The sequence below is a fragment of the Robertmurraya massiliosenegalensis JC6 genome (genome assembly GCF_000311725.1).
Classification (GTDB): domain Bacteria; phylum Bacillota; class Bacilli; order Bacillales; family Cytobacillaceae; genus Robertmurraya; species Robertmurraya massiliosenegalensis.
Genome location: NZ_HE978512.1, coordinates 194,138 through 208,959, shown reverse-complemented (window position 1 = coordinate 208,959; position 14,822 = coordinate 194,138). Strand labels below are relative to the sequence as shown.

Genomic DNA, 14,822 nt, shown 5'->3' with positions numbered 1-14,822 from the left:
GTGGGAGTTGTATGTCTACATTCCTTTTACTCATTATTTATCTGGCTTTTATAAGTCTAGGTTTACCTGATTCTCTGTTAGGGGCAGCATGGCCGAAGATGCAAACGGACATCGGTGCTCCACTCGAGACTGCTGGCTTCCTTTTTATGATGATTGCTGGTGGTACGATTATTTCTAGTTTGTTTAGTGGAAAAGTATTAAAACGATTTGGCACAGGAAGAGTAACATTTGTAAGTGTACTAATGACTGCAGGTGCTCTATTAGGATTTTATTTTGCTCCTTCGGTGTTGTGGTTAGCTATTTGCGCGATTCCACTTGGATTAGGAGCGGGTGCTGTTGATGCAGGCTTGAATGATTATGTTGCAACAAACTACAAATCCCATCATATGAGTTGGTTACATTGTTTTTGGGGTGTAGGGGCAACTCTTGGTCCTGTAATGATGTCCTGGTTTATTTTAGAAGAGAATTCGTGGAGAAATGGATATTTTCTTATATCTGGAATTCAATTTTTGTTAGTTATCATCCTTTTCATCACATTGCCTTTATGGAGTAGAGTGGCAACTAACCGTGGTAAGGCAGTAAATAAGATGGAAGATTCAAATAATGTATTGAACCAAGCTCTTGAACATGTAAATCCTTTACAAATTAAAGGAGTAAAACTGTCTCTGGGAAGCTTCTTATTTTATTGTGGGATCGAAGCCATGATTGGACTTTGGGGGAGTAGCTATTTAGTTACGATCAAAGAAGTAAGTGCCTCAACAGCTGCCGCCTGGATTTCCTTTTATTACGCGGGAATAACAATAGGTAGATTTTTAACCGGCTTTATTACTTTTAAATTTAGTAATCGTACGATCATTCGTACAGGGCAAATAATCGCGTTGACTGGAGCGATTATTCTATTGTTACCGTTACCAGCGACTTTCGCACTTGTAGGTTTTATGATTGTTGGGTTTGGATTAGCACCGATATTTCCGTGCATGTTGCACGAAACGCCTACCCGTTTTGGAAAACGACATTCTCAAACCATAATGGGCTATCAAATGGCAGTTGCGTACACTGGCACTACATTTATGCCACCTCTACTTGGTTTTGTTGCTTCATACTCGACAATAGGAATTTTCCCTTTTTGGGTCGTTATCTTGGTCGGATTCATGCTTTTGGTTTCTGAAAGACTAAATCACGTACTGAAAAGCAATGCTTCTGGTACGACTGCCATATAACTCATAAATTGATATTAAATGCGGTTTTTTCGTAAATGTCTGCCTCAAATGAGGTTTTAGAACACACATTAATTTTGCTTACTTGATCCTCATTTAACGAGTAATAATAGGGCTTTATTCTCCTATCTATGACTAAATAGCAACAATGTATGCGAAAGAGCCTTATTAAAAAAAGAATAAGGAGCTAAAAGAGATGAAAATAGAACACGTAGCCATCTGGGTGAACGATATCGAGCGGATGAAAACATTTTATGAAACATTTTTTAATGCGAAAGCAAACGGAAAATACCACAATCAAGATAAAGAGTTTGAGTCTTATTTTTTAACCTTTGAAGAAGGGGCTCGTGTAGAGATTATGCGTAAGACAGGTGTCAATAAGCCGCAGCAAGAAGATCGAATTGGCTGGGCTCATATGGCTGTTTCATTAGGAAGTATGGAGTCTGTCAATCATATGACAGCGCGATTACAAGCTGCGGGTTACCGTCTTGTAAATGGTCCTCGTGTGACTGGAGATGGCTATTATGAGAGTGTTATAGAAGACCCAGAAGGGAATCTTTTAGAATTGACAGTATGATGTTGATGGATAAACTTATTTTTTATTCTTAGGAAACTAATCCATAAATCGAATGGTTTCCTTAAAAAGTTGACGTAATGCTTCCAAGTCAGTAACAGATTGAATTACGGCTTGCATATACTTCTCCCGATTTATTGTTTCGTATGCCCACTCTACGTTGCGGCTGAATGCGTAAGCATACAAATACATTCTAACAGTTCTTCCATTTCCTTCTCGGAAGGGATGGAGCATATTGAGCTCCGATTTAAAATAAGCTAATCGCGCTGCTGCTTGATCTAGTCCTTCCCAGGCAGGCTCTTCGTTTAGCTCTCGAAATAAATCCATTGCATAGGAATCTAAAAATTGAGCTTGGCAAAAACGAGTGTTGCCCTTCATTAATTGAACATCTCGAAATGTTCCTGCAAATGAATAGACATCTTGAAACAAATAATAATGCAAATCTTGAAATCCTTTCATCGTCATGGATATGGAATGAACCCCTGCTTGTTCCAATTTCGTTGCCCGAAGCGAAAAGGCCAGTACCTCGGCTTTTTCTAACTCCTCGGGGGATGTGATTTCTAATAAATTATGCTTTAATAAATAATCATCATTCCTATAATTTTCCATGATTTAGTAAATCCTTTATAAGAGTGGGAGTAATAGACATGTTCGCATTCACCAGTTGCAGTACTTCTTTCTGCATGGCAGGAGTAAGACTTAGATTTTCCAAATGAAGATTGTGAAGAACTCGTTTAAATTCTTTCGATTCCATCTTTATTTCTTTCATGAATCTCAACCTCTTTTCACCAACGGTATGTCTATTTATTATACAATTTCTCATTGAAGCTTTCTACAAAGGGAGGGCGTATAAATAGATAAACTTCCATTCCTATGTTTAGGAAAATTGCGTTCTTCCCTCTTCTATTTATACAGCGATTCGTCACCATTTTAATCTCGTGTTTTGCCAGCAGAAGTATTTTTATAATCTGAAGCTTCCCCCTTTATCTCATCTTTACATCACTGTGATATTCTTTTAAGAAGATGGACCTTTTTTAGACAACGCTGTTTTCGTAATGATTTTGTCTTTTGTAAATGTCTAAAAAAAATTACAACCTGACATTCACGTCTCATACTTGGTGCAGAGCTACACACAATTTTTCGTTATTCTTAGGGGAGAATAGCGCATGACTATACCAAATTACCAAACAATAATGTATGCGAAAAGAGCCTTGTAACCGTCAGATAACTTTGAACACATTTTGCTAAATTGAAGTGAACACTTTACTGGAAATTAGAACGTACCCATTGTCACTTTACATGGAGCCTCTGCGGGCAAGATTGTGAGCCACGAAGCCAGATGTACCAAAGTATCTGGCTCAGCCGAAGTAGGCTATCATGCCCGCCTCTCCAAATAAAGTGCACGTCTCTACTGGAAAATAGTGTTCAGTCTTATTTAGCATTTTTGGGTAAGAAAGTGTTCATTTCTACTTAGCGGTTACAAGCCTTAGATGTTGAGAGGGATATAAATGAAAAAAACAATCTTAATTGTAGAAGATGAAGACATTTTACGTGAAATAGTGAAGGATTATTTATTAAATGGCGGCTATGAAGTGCTAGAAGCAGCAGATGGAAATGAAGCATTATCATTATTTGAAGAACATGAAGTACATTTAGTCATTTTAGATATCATGTTGCCGGAGGTAGATGGTTGGTCAGTATGTAGACGGATTCGTAAATCTTCTAATGTACCAATTATTATGTTGACGGCTCGTTCAGATGAAGATGATACCCTTCTGGGCTTCGAATTAGGTGCGGATGATTATGTGACAAAACCATACAGTCCACAAATTTTATTAGCGAGGGTAAAACGGTTGATTGAAAGTAGATATTCTACAAAACATAGGAAAGCTGCTGAAGATGCTTTAGCGAGTTGTGGAATCGATGTCCATTTCCCTTCGCGTACAGTGAGACTAGATGGGGAGATGATTCGTCTAACACATACTGAATTTGAAATATTAACCTATTTAATGCAAAATCCTGGAATTATTATTACGAGGGAACAATTAATTATGAAAGTTTGGGGTTATGAATTTACGGGTGATGATCGGACTGTTAATAGTCATATTCGTAATTTACGCCATAAATTAGGAATGAAAGCAAATCTTATTGTAACCGTTATACGCTCTGGCTATAAATTTGAGGCAAAACGATGAAAAAAGGGATCGTTACAAAACTATTTTTACTAACAACATCATTATGTATGCTCATTTTGGCTATTGTGTTTTTTGGCATTATCCTATTTTTCAAACAATATTATGCCAACCAAAAGATAAGTGATATAAATACGAACATACAATCCTTTGAGCAAGAGTTGTTAAAGGCTGGAGAAGATGCCCAATCGATTCAAAGATTAGAGCATGAATTTTACGAGGAAAATCAGACGTGGATTACGATACTAGACAGCGTTGGAAATATTAAATATGCAAATGATTTTTCGGTAAAAATTCAATTAGACACTTCTCGAAATCCGATTTTCTCTAATCGTGAAATGAGCATTCCTTTGTATAGCTTCATGGGATTAGAAGAGATTGAAAGGGTGCAGTTTTATTTAAAACAGGGAAATCGAATAATGATTGACGGGACAAATAAAGATGAAGTCATAATTCCTGCTATTTTAACAGTAGCAGATGGAAACTATGTGTTAGAGAATAGGCAGCTTTCAGAAAAGTTATATGGTCAAAGAACGATCGTTGAACCTACACCTAGTGACATACAGCTACCTGAAGAACAAAACGGTCAAAGAGCTGAAATAGCTCCTGCTCCTAGTGAAAACCCGTCGCTCTTTTTATGGGGAGTCATTGAGGAATTGCAATTACCCGTTGGGACAATAAGATCAAATATTTACTCAAATCGCGTGTTTGTGGAAAGGATAAAACAATTTCAAGTAAGGTTGCTGTTACATGAAAAGTCTAGTAGTAATGCCGAACCCGTTGACTATGAAGAAAATAATATAAAGTACAAACTATTCATGAAACCCGTAACCGATTCGAGTGGTGAAACGAATTATATATTTGCTATGACATCATTACAACCCGTTGATGAAGCTGTCCAAATGCTAACAGACTATTATGTGTACTTAATTATATTTGTACTTTTTCTTACAGTGCTGGCAACATTTTATTATTCAAAAAAGATTGCGAAACCATTGATCAAAATGAATAATACGACAAACAAGATGGCAAACTTGGATTTTTCAGAGACGATTCCTGTCACATCCAATGATGAAATTGGTGCTTTATCAGACAATATTAATCGGCTTTCGCATACTTTGCACTCGTATATTAACCAATTGCAGCAGGATATAGAAAAAGAAAAACAATTAGAAGCGACTCGAAAAGAATTTATTGCTGGTGTTTCACATGAATTAAAAACACCTTTAAGCATTATGAAAAGCTGCATCTCAATTTTAGAAGATGATGTCGCAAGTCATAAAAGAGATTATTATTTTCAAGCAATGACTAAAGAAGTAGATAAAATGGATAGGCTCATTGTTGATATGCTCGAGCTAGCAAAATTTGAGTCTGGTACGTATAAGATGGAGATGGAAGTCTTTTATATCGATCAGGTTATTGAGTATATTTGTGAGCAATTAGCTTTAGATATGAAGAACAAGCAATTACATATTCACAAACAACTTTCCCATATAGAGGTCGTGGCAAATCCACTTCGAATTGAACAAGTGTTAACGAATTTTATTACCAACGCTATTTCATACACGCCAGAAAATGAAACAATCATGATTTCTATGAGTGAAGAAAATGAGAGAGTAAAGATATGTGTGGAAAATAAGGGGGCTCATATCGAGGAAAAACAACTAGAAAAGATATGGGATCGTTTTTATCGTGGGGATATGTCCCGCCGGCGTTCAAAGGGTGGAACAGGATTAGGGCTTGCCATTTCAAAGAATATATTAGAGCTTCATGGTGTGCCATATGGTGTTTTGAATACAGAAGATGGAGTCCTGTTTTACTTTTATTTGAGTCGATTTCAAAATGTACGAAGGTAACGTAAAAAACGAATATTTTTAGCGTTTTTCATTCAAAGCCCACTTAAAATTTTAATATTTATCTTGTTTTCAGTTAACTTCAAAAGCTTGAGAAACGTAATTATAAAATTAAAATAGTCATTTCATGTTTTTTATAGTTAAGTCATTCGTTTTGTACGGATGGCTTTTTTTGTCTTTCACTAAGTCATTGACTTCTTAAACGAAATTTTTCCGTCTATGCTTCACCTAATCTCCAACCTGTAAACGATATTCTTTAAACCATTTCGATAGAATCTTTATCTCATCTTTATCTCCCTCTATTAATCTTTAAACAGTAAAAGATGTTTGAAGAGAGAGGAATGAGTCATTATTTCATTATGGCGGAAAATGGAGAGCAAGCAACCAAAAAGAGAAGAATCGGTAGTAAATTCGTAATGACTTTTCTAATACTATGTCTTATTAGCACGTTTTCTTTCCCTTCTTTAATGAAGGACGAAGTTGTAAACAGTGAGGTAGCAAATAAGCAGAAAAAGGAGATAGAATTACCGCAGACTAGTTCAAATAGTATAAACGAGAAAGTTGTGTATTTAACATTTGATGATGGTCCAACTATCGCAACAGACGATATTCTTGACATGTTACAAGAACATCAAGCAAATGCAACTTTTTTTATGCTTTCTCCTCAAATGGAAGAGCGTCCTGATTTAGTAAAACGGATAGTTGAGGATGGACATGCTGTAGGGTTACATGCTGTAACACATGATATTAATCATTTCTATCAATCTCAACAAACGGCTCTTGCCGAAATGAATCAAACCCAGGAAGTACTGAAAAAAATTACGGGAATAGAGTCCACGCTTATTCGGACTCCGTACGGAAGTGTCCCTTATTTAACAGATCCTTTCAGAAAGGTTCTGAAAGAGGCAGGCTATGAATTATGGGATTGGAATATCGATAGCCGGGACTGGGAATTGCCAGAAGGTAAATACGTGGAAAATGTGGTTTCTTCGATGGAGTCGATGGAAAAAGATAGTGTCACACCTCTAGTAGTGCTATTGCATGACCAAGCTAAAACCGCGAAATATTTACCGCAACTCTTGACCTATTTAACAACAAACGGCTATCAAATGAAAAAATTCGATGCTTCGGTAGCACCTATGCAATTTAAATGCTATGACCGTTGCTATCGTCTCGACATTCCATAACAGTCCAAATCAAAATAATAGAAAGAAGGAAAAAAATTGCGGAAAAATAGATGGGTATTTACGTTAATCGTATTTTCACTACTACTATTAGCAGCATGTGGCGAGTCTAATGATAGTAGTCATAAAGAAAATGCTGATCATGATAAAAGTAATGACACCCCTTTAAAGGTTGTTATTGATCCGGGCCACGGTGGTGTAGATGTTGGAGCAACAGGTGTCAGTGGCCAGCATGAAAAAGATTTTACTTTAAATGTGTCGAAAAAAGTGGAAAAATTACTGGAACAGGAACCTAATATACAAGTATTTATGACAAGAGTGGATGATCAATTTATTTCTCAAGAAAGTAGGCACAGACCGAACTATGCGAATGAAATAGAAGCAGATTTATTTATATCGATTCATGGTAATACGTTTTCAGATCCCAATGTTTCGGGCACAGAAACTTTTTACTATCATAAACATTCCCAACATTTTGCGGAGATTATGCAAAAACATGTGGTAGATGCCACTGGATTTAGGGATAGAGGGGCATTGAAAAAGGATTTGTTTGTTGTAAAGGATACGAAAATGCCAGCAGCTTTGATAGAAATAGGCTATTTGACCAATCCTCAAGATGAGTCTGATATGTGGGATGAAGATTTCCAAAATCGTGTGGCCGATGCGATCGTTGAAGGAATTAAAGAATATCAAGATCGTGCATTATAAATATTGTCCCATTCTTGATCTTCCTCAATTTATTCATTTTCAAATTCTCTTACAATCAAGGTATAACATTCGAGGAGGTTAACAAAATGGCAAAAATCATATTCCAATTAGAGCCACTAACTTGTCCATCTTGCATTAAGAAAATTGAAACGGTCCTTCAGAGAACGGCAGGTGTAGAATCTGCCAAAGTGATGTTTAATTCAAGCAAAGTAAAAGTAGAGTGGAATGAGGCTGAATTGAAGGCTGAACAACTAAAAGAAACATTGAAAAAGTTAGGGTATCCTGTCTTATCTTTGAAAATTTCATAATTTTTTTGGAAGCTTCTGCGGGGATGCAGAGGCTTCTTTTTTTCAAATCCTTCTTTAATCCGTCTCATCCTGTTTTACTCGTAAAAATCCTATTCTTGCAATTTCCTCTAAATGAATTTCAGACAAACGCTGCAAAATTTCTTCGCCTTGTAAAGTCAATTTAATTAGAACACTGCGTCCATCATCCGGATTGTTTATTCTTGTGACAAGACCGAGTTGTGAACAGCGGTCAATCAGCCCTACACAAGCATTGTGTGTAATGAAGAGGCGCTCAGCAAGTTCACGTGGTGTCGCTGTGTCTCGTCCGGGAAACCCTTTAATCGCCAGTAAGAGCTGGTGTTGCTGAGGGGTCACTCCGACTTTTCGTGCTTCAGAATCACTAAAATGAAGGAATTTCTTCAATTGATATCTAAATTCAGCCAGTGATTCGTACGTTTCTTTCGTTAATTCATGTGTCATAAAAATCCACCTTTGATATTGATAATTATATCTTAACACGATATAATTTAAATACAATAAATATATCGTATTAGGATATAAAGGGAGGGATTAAAATGGATTTTATTGAGTTCTTAGCTCCAACCACCATATCTGGCATTGTATTTTTTGTCGTTTCTTTTATCGGGATCTTTATTTTGAACAAAAAGGTTTATAAATTTAATGATTAAATTTTGAAGGCTTCTGCAATTGTGCAGTAGTCTTTTTTCTGGAGTAAATTTCTAGACTAAAATGATCTAGAGCAAATTCATTCATTTCCGAATTAAATTGATGTGCATCAATTTAATTAATTTCCGAATTAAATTGATGTGCATCAATTCAATAACAAATGAATTCGACTATGATTAACTCGTAATGATAGTGAAGTCTTTAAGTAGGAAGTGAGTCTGTGAATACGCTCATTGTTTTTACAAGTATGACCGGAACTACAGAAATGATGGCTTATGCTTTAGCGGAAGCAATTGAAAAGACTGGTGATGAAGTCGTTGTAAAAGATGCTTTCGATTCTTTTGCTGAGGAGTTGACAGCATTTGAACGAATTTTGGTCGGTTGTCCAACTTGGGGAGACGGAGATTTGTCTGATGAATTCATCGATTTTTACGAAGAAATGGTCCAGGTGGATTTAACAGGTAAAAAAGCAGCCGCATTTGGTTCTGGGGATTCATCTTATGAACATTTTGCCAGAGCTGTTGACATTTTGGAAGAGGGTTTAAAAACTTGCGGATGTGACATCATCACAAACGGCTTAAAAGTAGATAGTAGAAGCTGCGATGAAGAAGAAATACAAGCTAAATGCAAATGGTTTGTTGAGAAATTGATGATAGAAAAACAGGGGTGTGTGAAGCTATGAATAAATTTAAAAATTACTTGACCAGTATGTCATTTCTCTTTATCATAAGTGGTTTGCTCGCTGGCGGTTTTGATAATGAGGGAATGAAGAATATCGCCTTTATTTTGGCTACCTTTGTTGCCGGTGTCCCTATTGCTATAAAAGCCTATCAATCAATAAGAATGAGAGCTTTTAGTATTGAATTATTAGTCACCATTGCTGTGATTGGTGCTATTTTTATTCAAGAATATATCGAGGCAGCAGTTGTGACGTTTTTATTCTTATTTGGGGATTTTTTAGAAGTACGTACATTGGCAAAAACGCGTTCATCTTTAAAAGAATTGGTGGACATGGCTCCTCAAGAGGCAATTGTGATTCGGAATGGAGCGCAAATAACAGTTTCAGTTGAGGAAGTTGAAATTGGAGAGCGAGTAGTGATTCAATCAGGTGCGAAAATTCCCGTTGATGGAAGGATTGTATCAGGGCATGCGTTTATAAACGAGGCAGCTGTTACTGGTGAAGCCATTCCAGCAAGGAAAAATAAAAATGATCGTGTATTTAGTGGAACGATTGTGGACAATGGGTTTATTGAAATTACCGCTGAAAAAGTTGGTGAAGATACAACCTTTTCGAGAATTATTGAGTTAGTCGAAGAGGCACAAGAATCAAAAACAAAAACAGAAAAGTTTCTTAATACATTTTCTCATTACTACACACCAGCAGCTGTCGCTCTAGCCATCATCGTATTTGCGATGACAAGAGATCTCCATGTTGCGATAACATTTCTTGTCATCGCTTGCCCTGGTGCATTAGTAATTGGCGCGCCTGTTTCTACTGTTGCAGGGATTGGAAATGGTGCTAAGCATGGTGTCTTAGTTAAAGGTGGAGAAGTAATGGAAAACCTCTCGAAAGTAGACACATTGGTTTTTGATAAAACAGGGACATTAACAAAAGGGAGTCCAGAGGTTACTGATATTCGACTTTTTCAGACGTTCGAAGAAAATGAATTACTACGATTAGTCGCACAAGCTGAAGGGATCTCAGAGCATCATTTGGGGCAAGCCATGATCAAGGAAGCGAAGTCTCGCCATTTACCTGTAACAAAAGGACCTGAAGAAGGAGTGGTAGTGAAAGGACATGGGATTCGTGCGAAGGTAGATGGTCGAAGGCTTGTGATCGGTAACCGCAAATTAATGAAGAATGAAAAAGTAGAACTTGCAAATGAAATTTCCCAATATGCAGAAGAACGTGAGCTAGGTGGGAATACAGCGGTCTTTGTAGCAGTAGAGGATCAGATAATCGCTGTAATATCGATTGCCGATCAAATTCGTGAGGATGCAGCAATAGCTTTGAGCGAAATGAGAAAAAATGGGGTCGAAAATATTATTATGTTAACCGGAGATAACCGCTATACGGCTGAGTTAGTAGCTACTCAATTAGGAATTGACGAATTCTATGCAGAGTTACTACCAGAGCAAAAAGTGGAATATGTAAAAATGTTCAAAGATCAGGGCCGCATCGTTGCTATGGCTGGAGATGGGATTAACGATGCGCCGGCGATTGCTACAGCAGATGTTGGCTTAGCTATGGGGCAGAGTGGCACAGATATATCAATGGAAACAGCGGATGTGGTCTTAATGGCCGATAAGCTAATGCAATTTTCTCATGCATACGCCTTATCCAAGGCAACGATTCGTAATATGAAGCAAAATACCTTTTTGGCTGTGGTAACCGTATTTTTTCTACTAATAGGAGTACTGTTCGACTCTATTCATTTAGCATCCGGAATGTTTATCCATGAAGCGAGCGTGTTGATTGTGATTTTGAATGGAATGAGACTTATAGGGTTTAATCACAAATCTAAAATGATTGGAACAAAGCAACTAACGGGATATAAAAAACAGTGGGGAAGTTCACTTAGTAAATGCAGTAAATGAATTAAAATATAGTTGAGTACTGAAGTGTTAATCCAGTAAAGGAGTTGATTCAAAATGCAAGGAGAAAAAATATTCCTCCATCAAGCATGTGTTTCAAGGGTTCCAATTTTTAGCGGATTAGGGGAGGCCCATTTAAAGGAAATTATGAGAACAGCAAAAGCAGCTTCCTATAAAAATAAAGAGATCATTCATCATGCTGGGGATATTTCAGATGCCCTTTACATTGTGAAAGAAGGAAAAATAAAGATTTATCGACTTTCAGAATCAGGGAAAGAGCAATTAATTCGGATCTTATATCCAGGTGACTTTACTGATGTGCAACCTTTATTCAAGGATACGTTTCATCATTCATTTGCGGAAGCGTTGGAAGATACTGAAGTGTGCATTATCAAAAGAACGAGCTTGCAGGAACTTTTAATAAAATATCCTGTGATTTCATTGAAAATGTTAGCCGAGCTTTCGAATAGACTGGACCTGGCGGAGAGACAGACGATGAGGTTTACGACTGAGAAAGTAGAGACAAGGCTTGCCTTATTTTTAATCGAAAGTCTCGAGCAAGAAGAAAATGGCCATGAATTTGATTTGCCGATAAGCAAAAGGGATTTAGCTTCCTATCTCGGAACAACCCCTGAAACGATCAGCCGTAAGTTAACAGAATTTGCTGAAACAGGCTATATTGAACAGAAAGGTCAAAAAAGAATAAAAATTTTAGATTTAGAGCGATTGCTGGTTGTTTAATTAATCGAATTTACATTAAAAAAGTGTATAAAGAGGACTTTTACAACGTTGAAAATCTTGACTTTGTAGGAGTCCTCTTTTTTTCATAAAGGCAACTTGTTCAATAAGTTTTTACATATTGAAGAGTGTGGCGTCCTTTCTGAGTGATAAAATGAGTGTATTCATTATCCAATGAATTCCAACTAAAAAATGATTGCATCACTTTTTTAGGAAAGGACTGAAGGAGGAAGTCAACATATGAGAAGTTGGCAGACGAATGGTTTTTTATTGGTATTAATTCTCTTTATTTTGACTGCTTGCAGTGAAAAGAATGTTATGGAAGCTAAAGGGAGTATGGAAGCGAACGATTCTATAAATAGGTTGACGATCTCATGGAGTAAAGATATTGGTGAAATAAATCCACATATGTATGCGCCTAATGAAATCTTTGCGCAAGACATGGTGTATGAATCATTGGTTCGATATGGAAAAAGCGGCAAGATTGAACCTTGGTTAGCTGAAGACTGGGAGATTTCAGAGGATGGGAAAGAATATACCTTTTATTTAAGGGATAATGTGAGATTTTCCGATGGTACATATTTTACGGCAGAAAATGCGAAGAAAAATTTCGATGCGATTCTTAATAATGCTGAAAGACATAGCTGGCTAGAAGTTATAAATCAAATAGAAAGTACAAGTGTAATCAATGAGCGAACTTTTAAAATAGTACTAAAAAATCCCTATTATCCACTGTTGCAGGATTTAACATTGGTTCGGCCATTCCGTTTTTTAGGTGACAATGGCTTTCCCGAAAATGGGAAAACAGAAGAAGGAATCGTTAAAGCAATTGGGACGGGGGCTTGGGTGTTAAGTGAACATAAAAAAGATGAGTATGTGGTTTTTACACGAAATGAATATTATTGGGGAGAAAAGCCAAAAATTGATGAAATTGAAATCAAGATTATTCCCGACGGTGAAGCAAGGGTGATTGCCTTTGAAAACAAAGAGATTGACCTGATTTTGGGCAATGGGCTTATTAGTTTAGACTCCTTCAAATTCCTGCAAGAGACAGGTAACTATCAAACGGGAGTTTCAGAACCTTTGTCTACTAGAACAATAGCGATTAATTCAAATAAAGGGCCATCACAGGAATTAGAGGTGAGGCAGGCGATTGAATATAGTATTAATAAGCAAGCGATTATTGACCATTTGTTTTATGGAACAGAGATAAAAGCAGATACACTCTTTGCTTCAAATGTCCCTTACAGTGATGTAGGTTTGAAACCTTTTGAGTATGACGTGGACAAAGCCATTCATCTGCTAGAAAATGCAGGATGGACAAAGGGGAAAGGCACCGATATTAGACAAAAGAACGGGAGCTTCTTAGAACTAGAAATTGTTTTTAATGCGACCGATCAGGTGCAAAAGGCGATTGCGGAAACACTACAAGGGGACTTACTTAAGGTGGGAATTAAACTAAATCTTGTTGGAGAAGAAAATCAATCCTACCTACAGAGGCAAAAAGATGGTGATTTCAATCTCATTTTTAATAACACATGGGGTGCGCCTTATGAGCCTCACACATTATTTTCTTCGATGAGAAAGCCAGCTCATGCAGATTATCAAGCACAATTGGGATTACCGATGAAGGAAGAAATTGATGCGCTGATTGGTGAAGTACTAGTTACGACTGATGAAGAGAAAAGACAAGAAATTTACAGCTATATTATGGGGACATTGCATGAACAAGCGATTTATTTACCTATTTCATACTCAGCAGACATCGCAGTATTTCATCATGATATTCGTGGTGTGGAGTTTCCAAACATGAACTACACATTACCGTTGAATAAAATTTCCATTGCCCAATGATGACCTACATTTTTAAACGAGTAGTCAGCTTAATTCCTATTTTACTTGGGACGACGCTCCTTACCTTTTTGTTGATTCATCTTGTTCCTGGTGATCCTGCTGAGATTTATTTGCGACTTTCTCAAATTCCACCAACGGATGAGGCAGTCGCAATGATACGACAGGAATTAAGATTAAATCAGCCGTTATATGTTCAGTATTATCAATGGTTGGTAAACGCTTTGCAGCTGAATTTCGGAAACTCATTTACGACAGGAGAGCCCATCTTTGAAGAAGCCGTGTATTTCTTAATACCAACAATGCAGCTGACACTGTCTGCCGTTATTTTAACATTGTGCATCAGTGTGCCGGCAGGAATCTTTTCAGCAATATACAAGGATCGCTTATTTGATCGATTTAGTCGGCTGCTTTCATATATTGGGGCATCGATGCCATCCTTTTGGTTAGGATTCATATTGCTCTACATTTTTTCCTACAAACTAGGATTGTTCCCTTCAGGTGGAAGAGGTGGTTTTGTCCATTTAGTACTTCCTACGATAACGATGTGCTTTATTTACACGTTTACGTTTCCCCGGCTGCTGCGTTCTGGGATGCTAGAGTATATGAAACAGCCGTTTGTGATAAATGCTACGAGTAGAGGATTGAAAGAAAGTGTGATCATTGGAAAACATGTATTGAAAAATGCATTGCAACCTTATATTACGGCGTTTGGCATGAGCATCGGGCATATGATCGCAGGAACGGTCATCGTGGAAAGCATTTTTTCATGGCCGGGTGTGGGGCGATATTTTGTCACAGCGATTTTAAATCGAGATTATCCGGTCATTCAATTTTGTGTGCTTTTAATGACAGTGATCTTTGTCATTTTGAACTTGATTGTGGATATTATTCATGCCCATCTAGATCCTCGGATCCGGCTAAAAGGGGATTAGT

15 protein-coding genes are annotated in these 14,822 nt (G+C 37.2%); 12 read left to right on the top strand and 3 right to left on the bottom strand.

Annotated features, from left to right (window positions below; all coding sequences use genetic code 11):
- Positions 1-11: 11 nt before the first annotated feature.
- Both BMSHG_RS07255 and BMSHG_RS07250 read left to right on the top strand, forming a co-directional pair.
- Positions 12-1,220, top strand: coding sequence for an MFS transporter (locus BMSHG_RS07255; protein WP_019153774.1), 1,209 nt, complete (start codon positions 12-14; stop codon positions 1,218-1,220).
- 193 nt (positions 1,221-1,413) lie between these two features.
- Complete coding sequence (locus BMSHG_RS07250) at positions 1,414-1,794, top strand: VOC family protein (RefSeq protein ID WP_019153773.1); 381 nt, start codon at positions 1,414-1,416, stop codon at positions 1,792-1,794.
- 36 nt (positions 1,795-1,830) lie between these two features.
- On the opposite strand, the gene BMSHG_RS25885 is transcribed toward BMSHG_RS07250, so the two are convergent.
- Positions 1,831-2,400, bottom strand: coding sequence for a Fic/DOC family protein (locus tag BMSHG_RS25885; RefSeq protein ID WP_019153772.1), 570 nt, complete (start codon positions 2,398-2,400; stop codon positions 1,831-1,833).
- Complete coding sequence (locus tag BMSHG_RS07240) at positions 2,387-2,560, bottom strand: hypothetical protein (protein ID WP_019153771.1); 174 nt, start codon at positions 2,558-2,560, stop codon at positions 2,387-2,389. The genes BMSHG_RS25885 and BMSHG_RS07240 overlap by 14 nt, the downstream gene beginning before the upstream one ends.
- 739 nt (positions 2,561-3,299) lie before the next feature.
- On the opposite strand from BMSHG_RS07240, the gene BMSHG_RS07235 reads away from it, so the two are divergent.
- The 5 genes from BMSHG_RS07235 to BMSHG_RS07215 all read left to right on the top strand — a co-directional run bounded on the left by BMSHG_RS07235 (position 3,300) and on the right by BMSHG_RS07215 (position 8,036).
- Complete coding sequence (locus BMSHG_RS07235; RefSeq protein ID WP_019153770.1) at positions 3,300-3,986, top strand: response regulator transcription factor; 687 nt, start codon at positions 3,300-3,302, stop codon at positions 3,984-3,986.
- On the top strand, positions 3,983-5,839 hold the full coding sequence (locus BMSHG_RS07230; protein WP_019153769.1) for a sensor histidine kinase: 1,857 nt from the start codon (positions 3,983-3,985) through the stop codon (positions 5,837-5,839). Before BMSHG_RS07235 ends, BMSHG_RS07230 begins: the two co-directional genes overlap by 4 nt.
- Before the next feature lie 338 nt (positions 5,840-6,177).
- Positions 6,178-7,023: a polysaccharide deacetylase family protein gene (locus BMSHG_RS07225; protein WP_019153768.1), complete on the top strand. Its 846-nt coding sequence runs from the start codon at positions 6,178-6,180 to the stop codon at positions 7,021-7,023.
- A gap of 36 nt (positions 7,024-7,059) precedes the next feature.
- The gene (locus BMSHG_RS07220) at positions 7,060-7,728 is read left to right on the top strand and encodes an N-acetylmuramoyl-L-alanine amidase family protein (RefSeq protein ID WP_019153767.1); all 669 of its coding nucleotides are present in this window, start codon (positions 7,060-7,062) and stop codon (positions 7,726-7,728) included.
- Positions 7,729-7,814: 86 nt separating this feature from the next.
- The gene (locus BMSHG_RS07215) at positions 7,815-8,036 is read left to right on the top strand and encodes a heavy-metal-associated domain-containing protein (RefSeq protein WP_019153766.1); all 222 of its coding nucleotides are present in this window, start codon (positions 7,815-7,817) and stop codon (positions 8,034-8,036) included.
- 54 nt (positions 8,037-8,090) lie between these two features.
- Here BMSHG_RS07215 and BMSHG_RS07210 read toward each other — a convergent pair whose 3' ends face one another.
- Positions 8,091-8,495, bottom strand: a complete 405-nt coding sequence (locus BMSHG_RS07210) for a MarR family winged helix-turn-helix transcriptional regulator (protein WP_019153765.1) — start codon at positions 8,493-8,495, stop codon at positions 8,091-8,093.
- A gap of 427 nt (positions 8,496-8,922) precedes the next feature.
- On the opposite strand from BMSHG_RS07210, the gene BMSHG_RS07200 reads away from it, so the two are divergent.
- The 5 genes from BMSHG_RS07200 to nikB all read left to right on the top strand — a co-directional run bounded on the left by BMSHG_RS07200 (position 8,923) and on the right by nikB (position 14,821).
- Positions 8,923-9,384 (top strand): flavodoxin, encoded by a 462-nt coding sequence (locus BMSHG_RS07200; protein ID WP_019153763.1) that lies wholly within the window; start codon positions 8,923-8,925, stop codon positions 9,382-9,384.
- Positions 9,381-11,300, top strand: coding sequence for a heavy metal translocating P-type ATPase (locus tag BMSHG_RS07195; RefSeq protein ID WP_019153762.1), 1,920 nt, complete (start codon positions 9,381-9,383; stop codon positions 11,298-11,300). The genes BMSHG_RS07200 and BMSHG_RS07195 overlap by 4 nt, the downstream gene beginning before the upstream one ends.
- Before the next feature lie 54 nt (positions 11,301-11,354).
- Positions 11,355-12,038, top strand: a complete 684-nt coding sequence (locus tag BMSHG_RS07190; RefSeq protein ID WP_019153761.1) for a Crp/Fnr family transcriptional regulator — start codon at positions 11,355-11,357, stop codon at positions 12,036-12,038.
- A 237-nt stretch (positions 12,039-12,275) separates the two neighbouring features.
- Complete coding sequence (gene nikA, locus BMSHG_RS07185) at positions 12,276-13,889, top strand: nickel ABC transporter substrate-binding protein (RefSeq protein WP_019153760.1); 1,614 nt, start codon at positions 12,276-12,278, stop codon at positions 13,887-13,889.
- Positions 13,886-14,821 (top strand): nickel ABC transporter permease, encoded by a 936-nt coding sequence (gene nikB, locus BMSHG_RS07180; protein ID WP_019153759.1) that lies wholly within the window; start codon positions 13,886-13,888, stop codon positions 14,819-14,821. Before nikA ends, nikB begins: the two co-directional genes overlap by 4 nt.
- Position 14,822: the final 1 nt, after the last annotated feature.

Excerpts from the sequence above, each read along its gene's own strand:
- BMSHG_RS25885 (WP_019153772.1), bottom strand. The coding sequence starts at position 2,400 with ATGGAAAATTATAGGAATGATGATTATTTATTAAAGCATAATTTATTA.
- nikB (WP_019153759.1), top strand. The coding sequence starts at position 13,886 with ATGATGACCTACATTTTTAAACGAGTAGTCAGCTTAATTCCTATTTTA.
- BMSHG_RS07255 (WP_019153774.1), top strand. The coding sequence starts at position 12 with ATGTCTACATTCCTTTTACTCATTATTTATCTGGCTTTTATAAGTCTA.
- BMSHG_RS07190 (WP_019153761.1), top strand. The coding sequence starts at position 11,355 with ATGCAAGGAGAAAAAATATTCCTCCATCAAGCATGTGTTTCAAGGGTT.
- BMSHG_RS07230 (WP_019153769.1), top strand. The coding sequence starts at position 3,983 with ATGAAAAAAGGGATCGTTACAAAACTATTTTTACTAACAACATCATTA.
- BMSHG_RS07235 (WP_019153770.1), top strand. The coding sequence starts at position 3,300 with ATGAAAAAAACAATCTTAATTGTAGAAGATGAAGACATTTTACGTGAA.
- nikA (WP_019153760.1), top strand. The coding sequence starts at position 12,276 with ATGAGAAGTTGGCAGACGAATGGTTTTTTATTGGTATTAATTCTCTTT.
- BMSHG_RS07250 (WP_019153773.1), top strand. The coding sequence starts at position 1,414 with ATGAAAATAGAACACGTAGCCATCTGGGTGAACGATATCGAGCGGATG.
- BMSHG_RS07225 (WP_019153768.1), top strand. The coding sequence starts at position 6,178 with ATGAGTCATTATTTCATTATGGCGGAAAATGGAGAGCAAGCAACCAAA.
- BMSHG_RS07215 (WP_019153766.1), top strand. The coding sequence starts at position 7,815 with ATGGCAAAAATCATATTCCAATTAGAGCCACTAACTTGTCCATCTTGC.
- BMSHG_RS07195 (WP_019153762.1), top strand. The coding sequence starts at position 9,381 with ATGAATAAATTTAAAAATTACTTGACCAGTATGTCATTTCTCTTTATC.
- BMSHG_RS07210 (WP_019153765.1), bottom strand. The coding sequence starts at position 8,495 with ATGACACATGAATTAACGAAAGAAACGTACGAATCACTGGCTGAATTT.
- BMSHG_RS07240 (WP_019153771.1), bottom strand. The coding sequence starts at position 2,560 with ATGAAAGAAATAAAGATGGAATCGAAAGAATTTAAACGAGTTCTTCAC.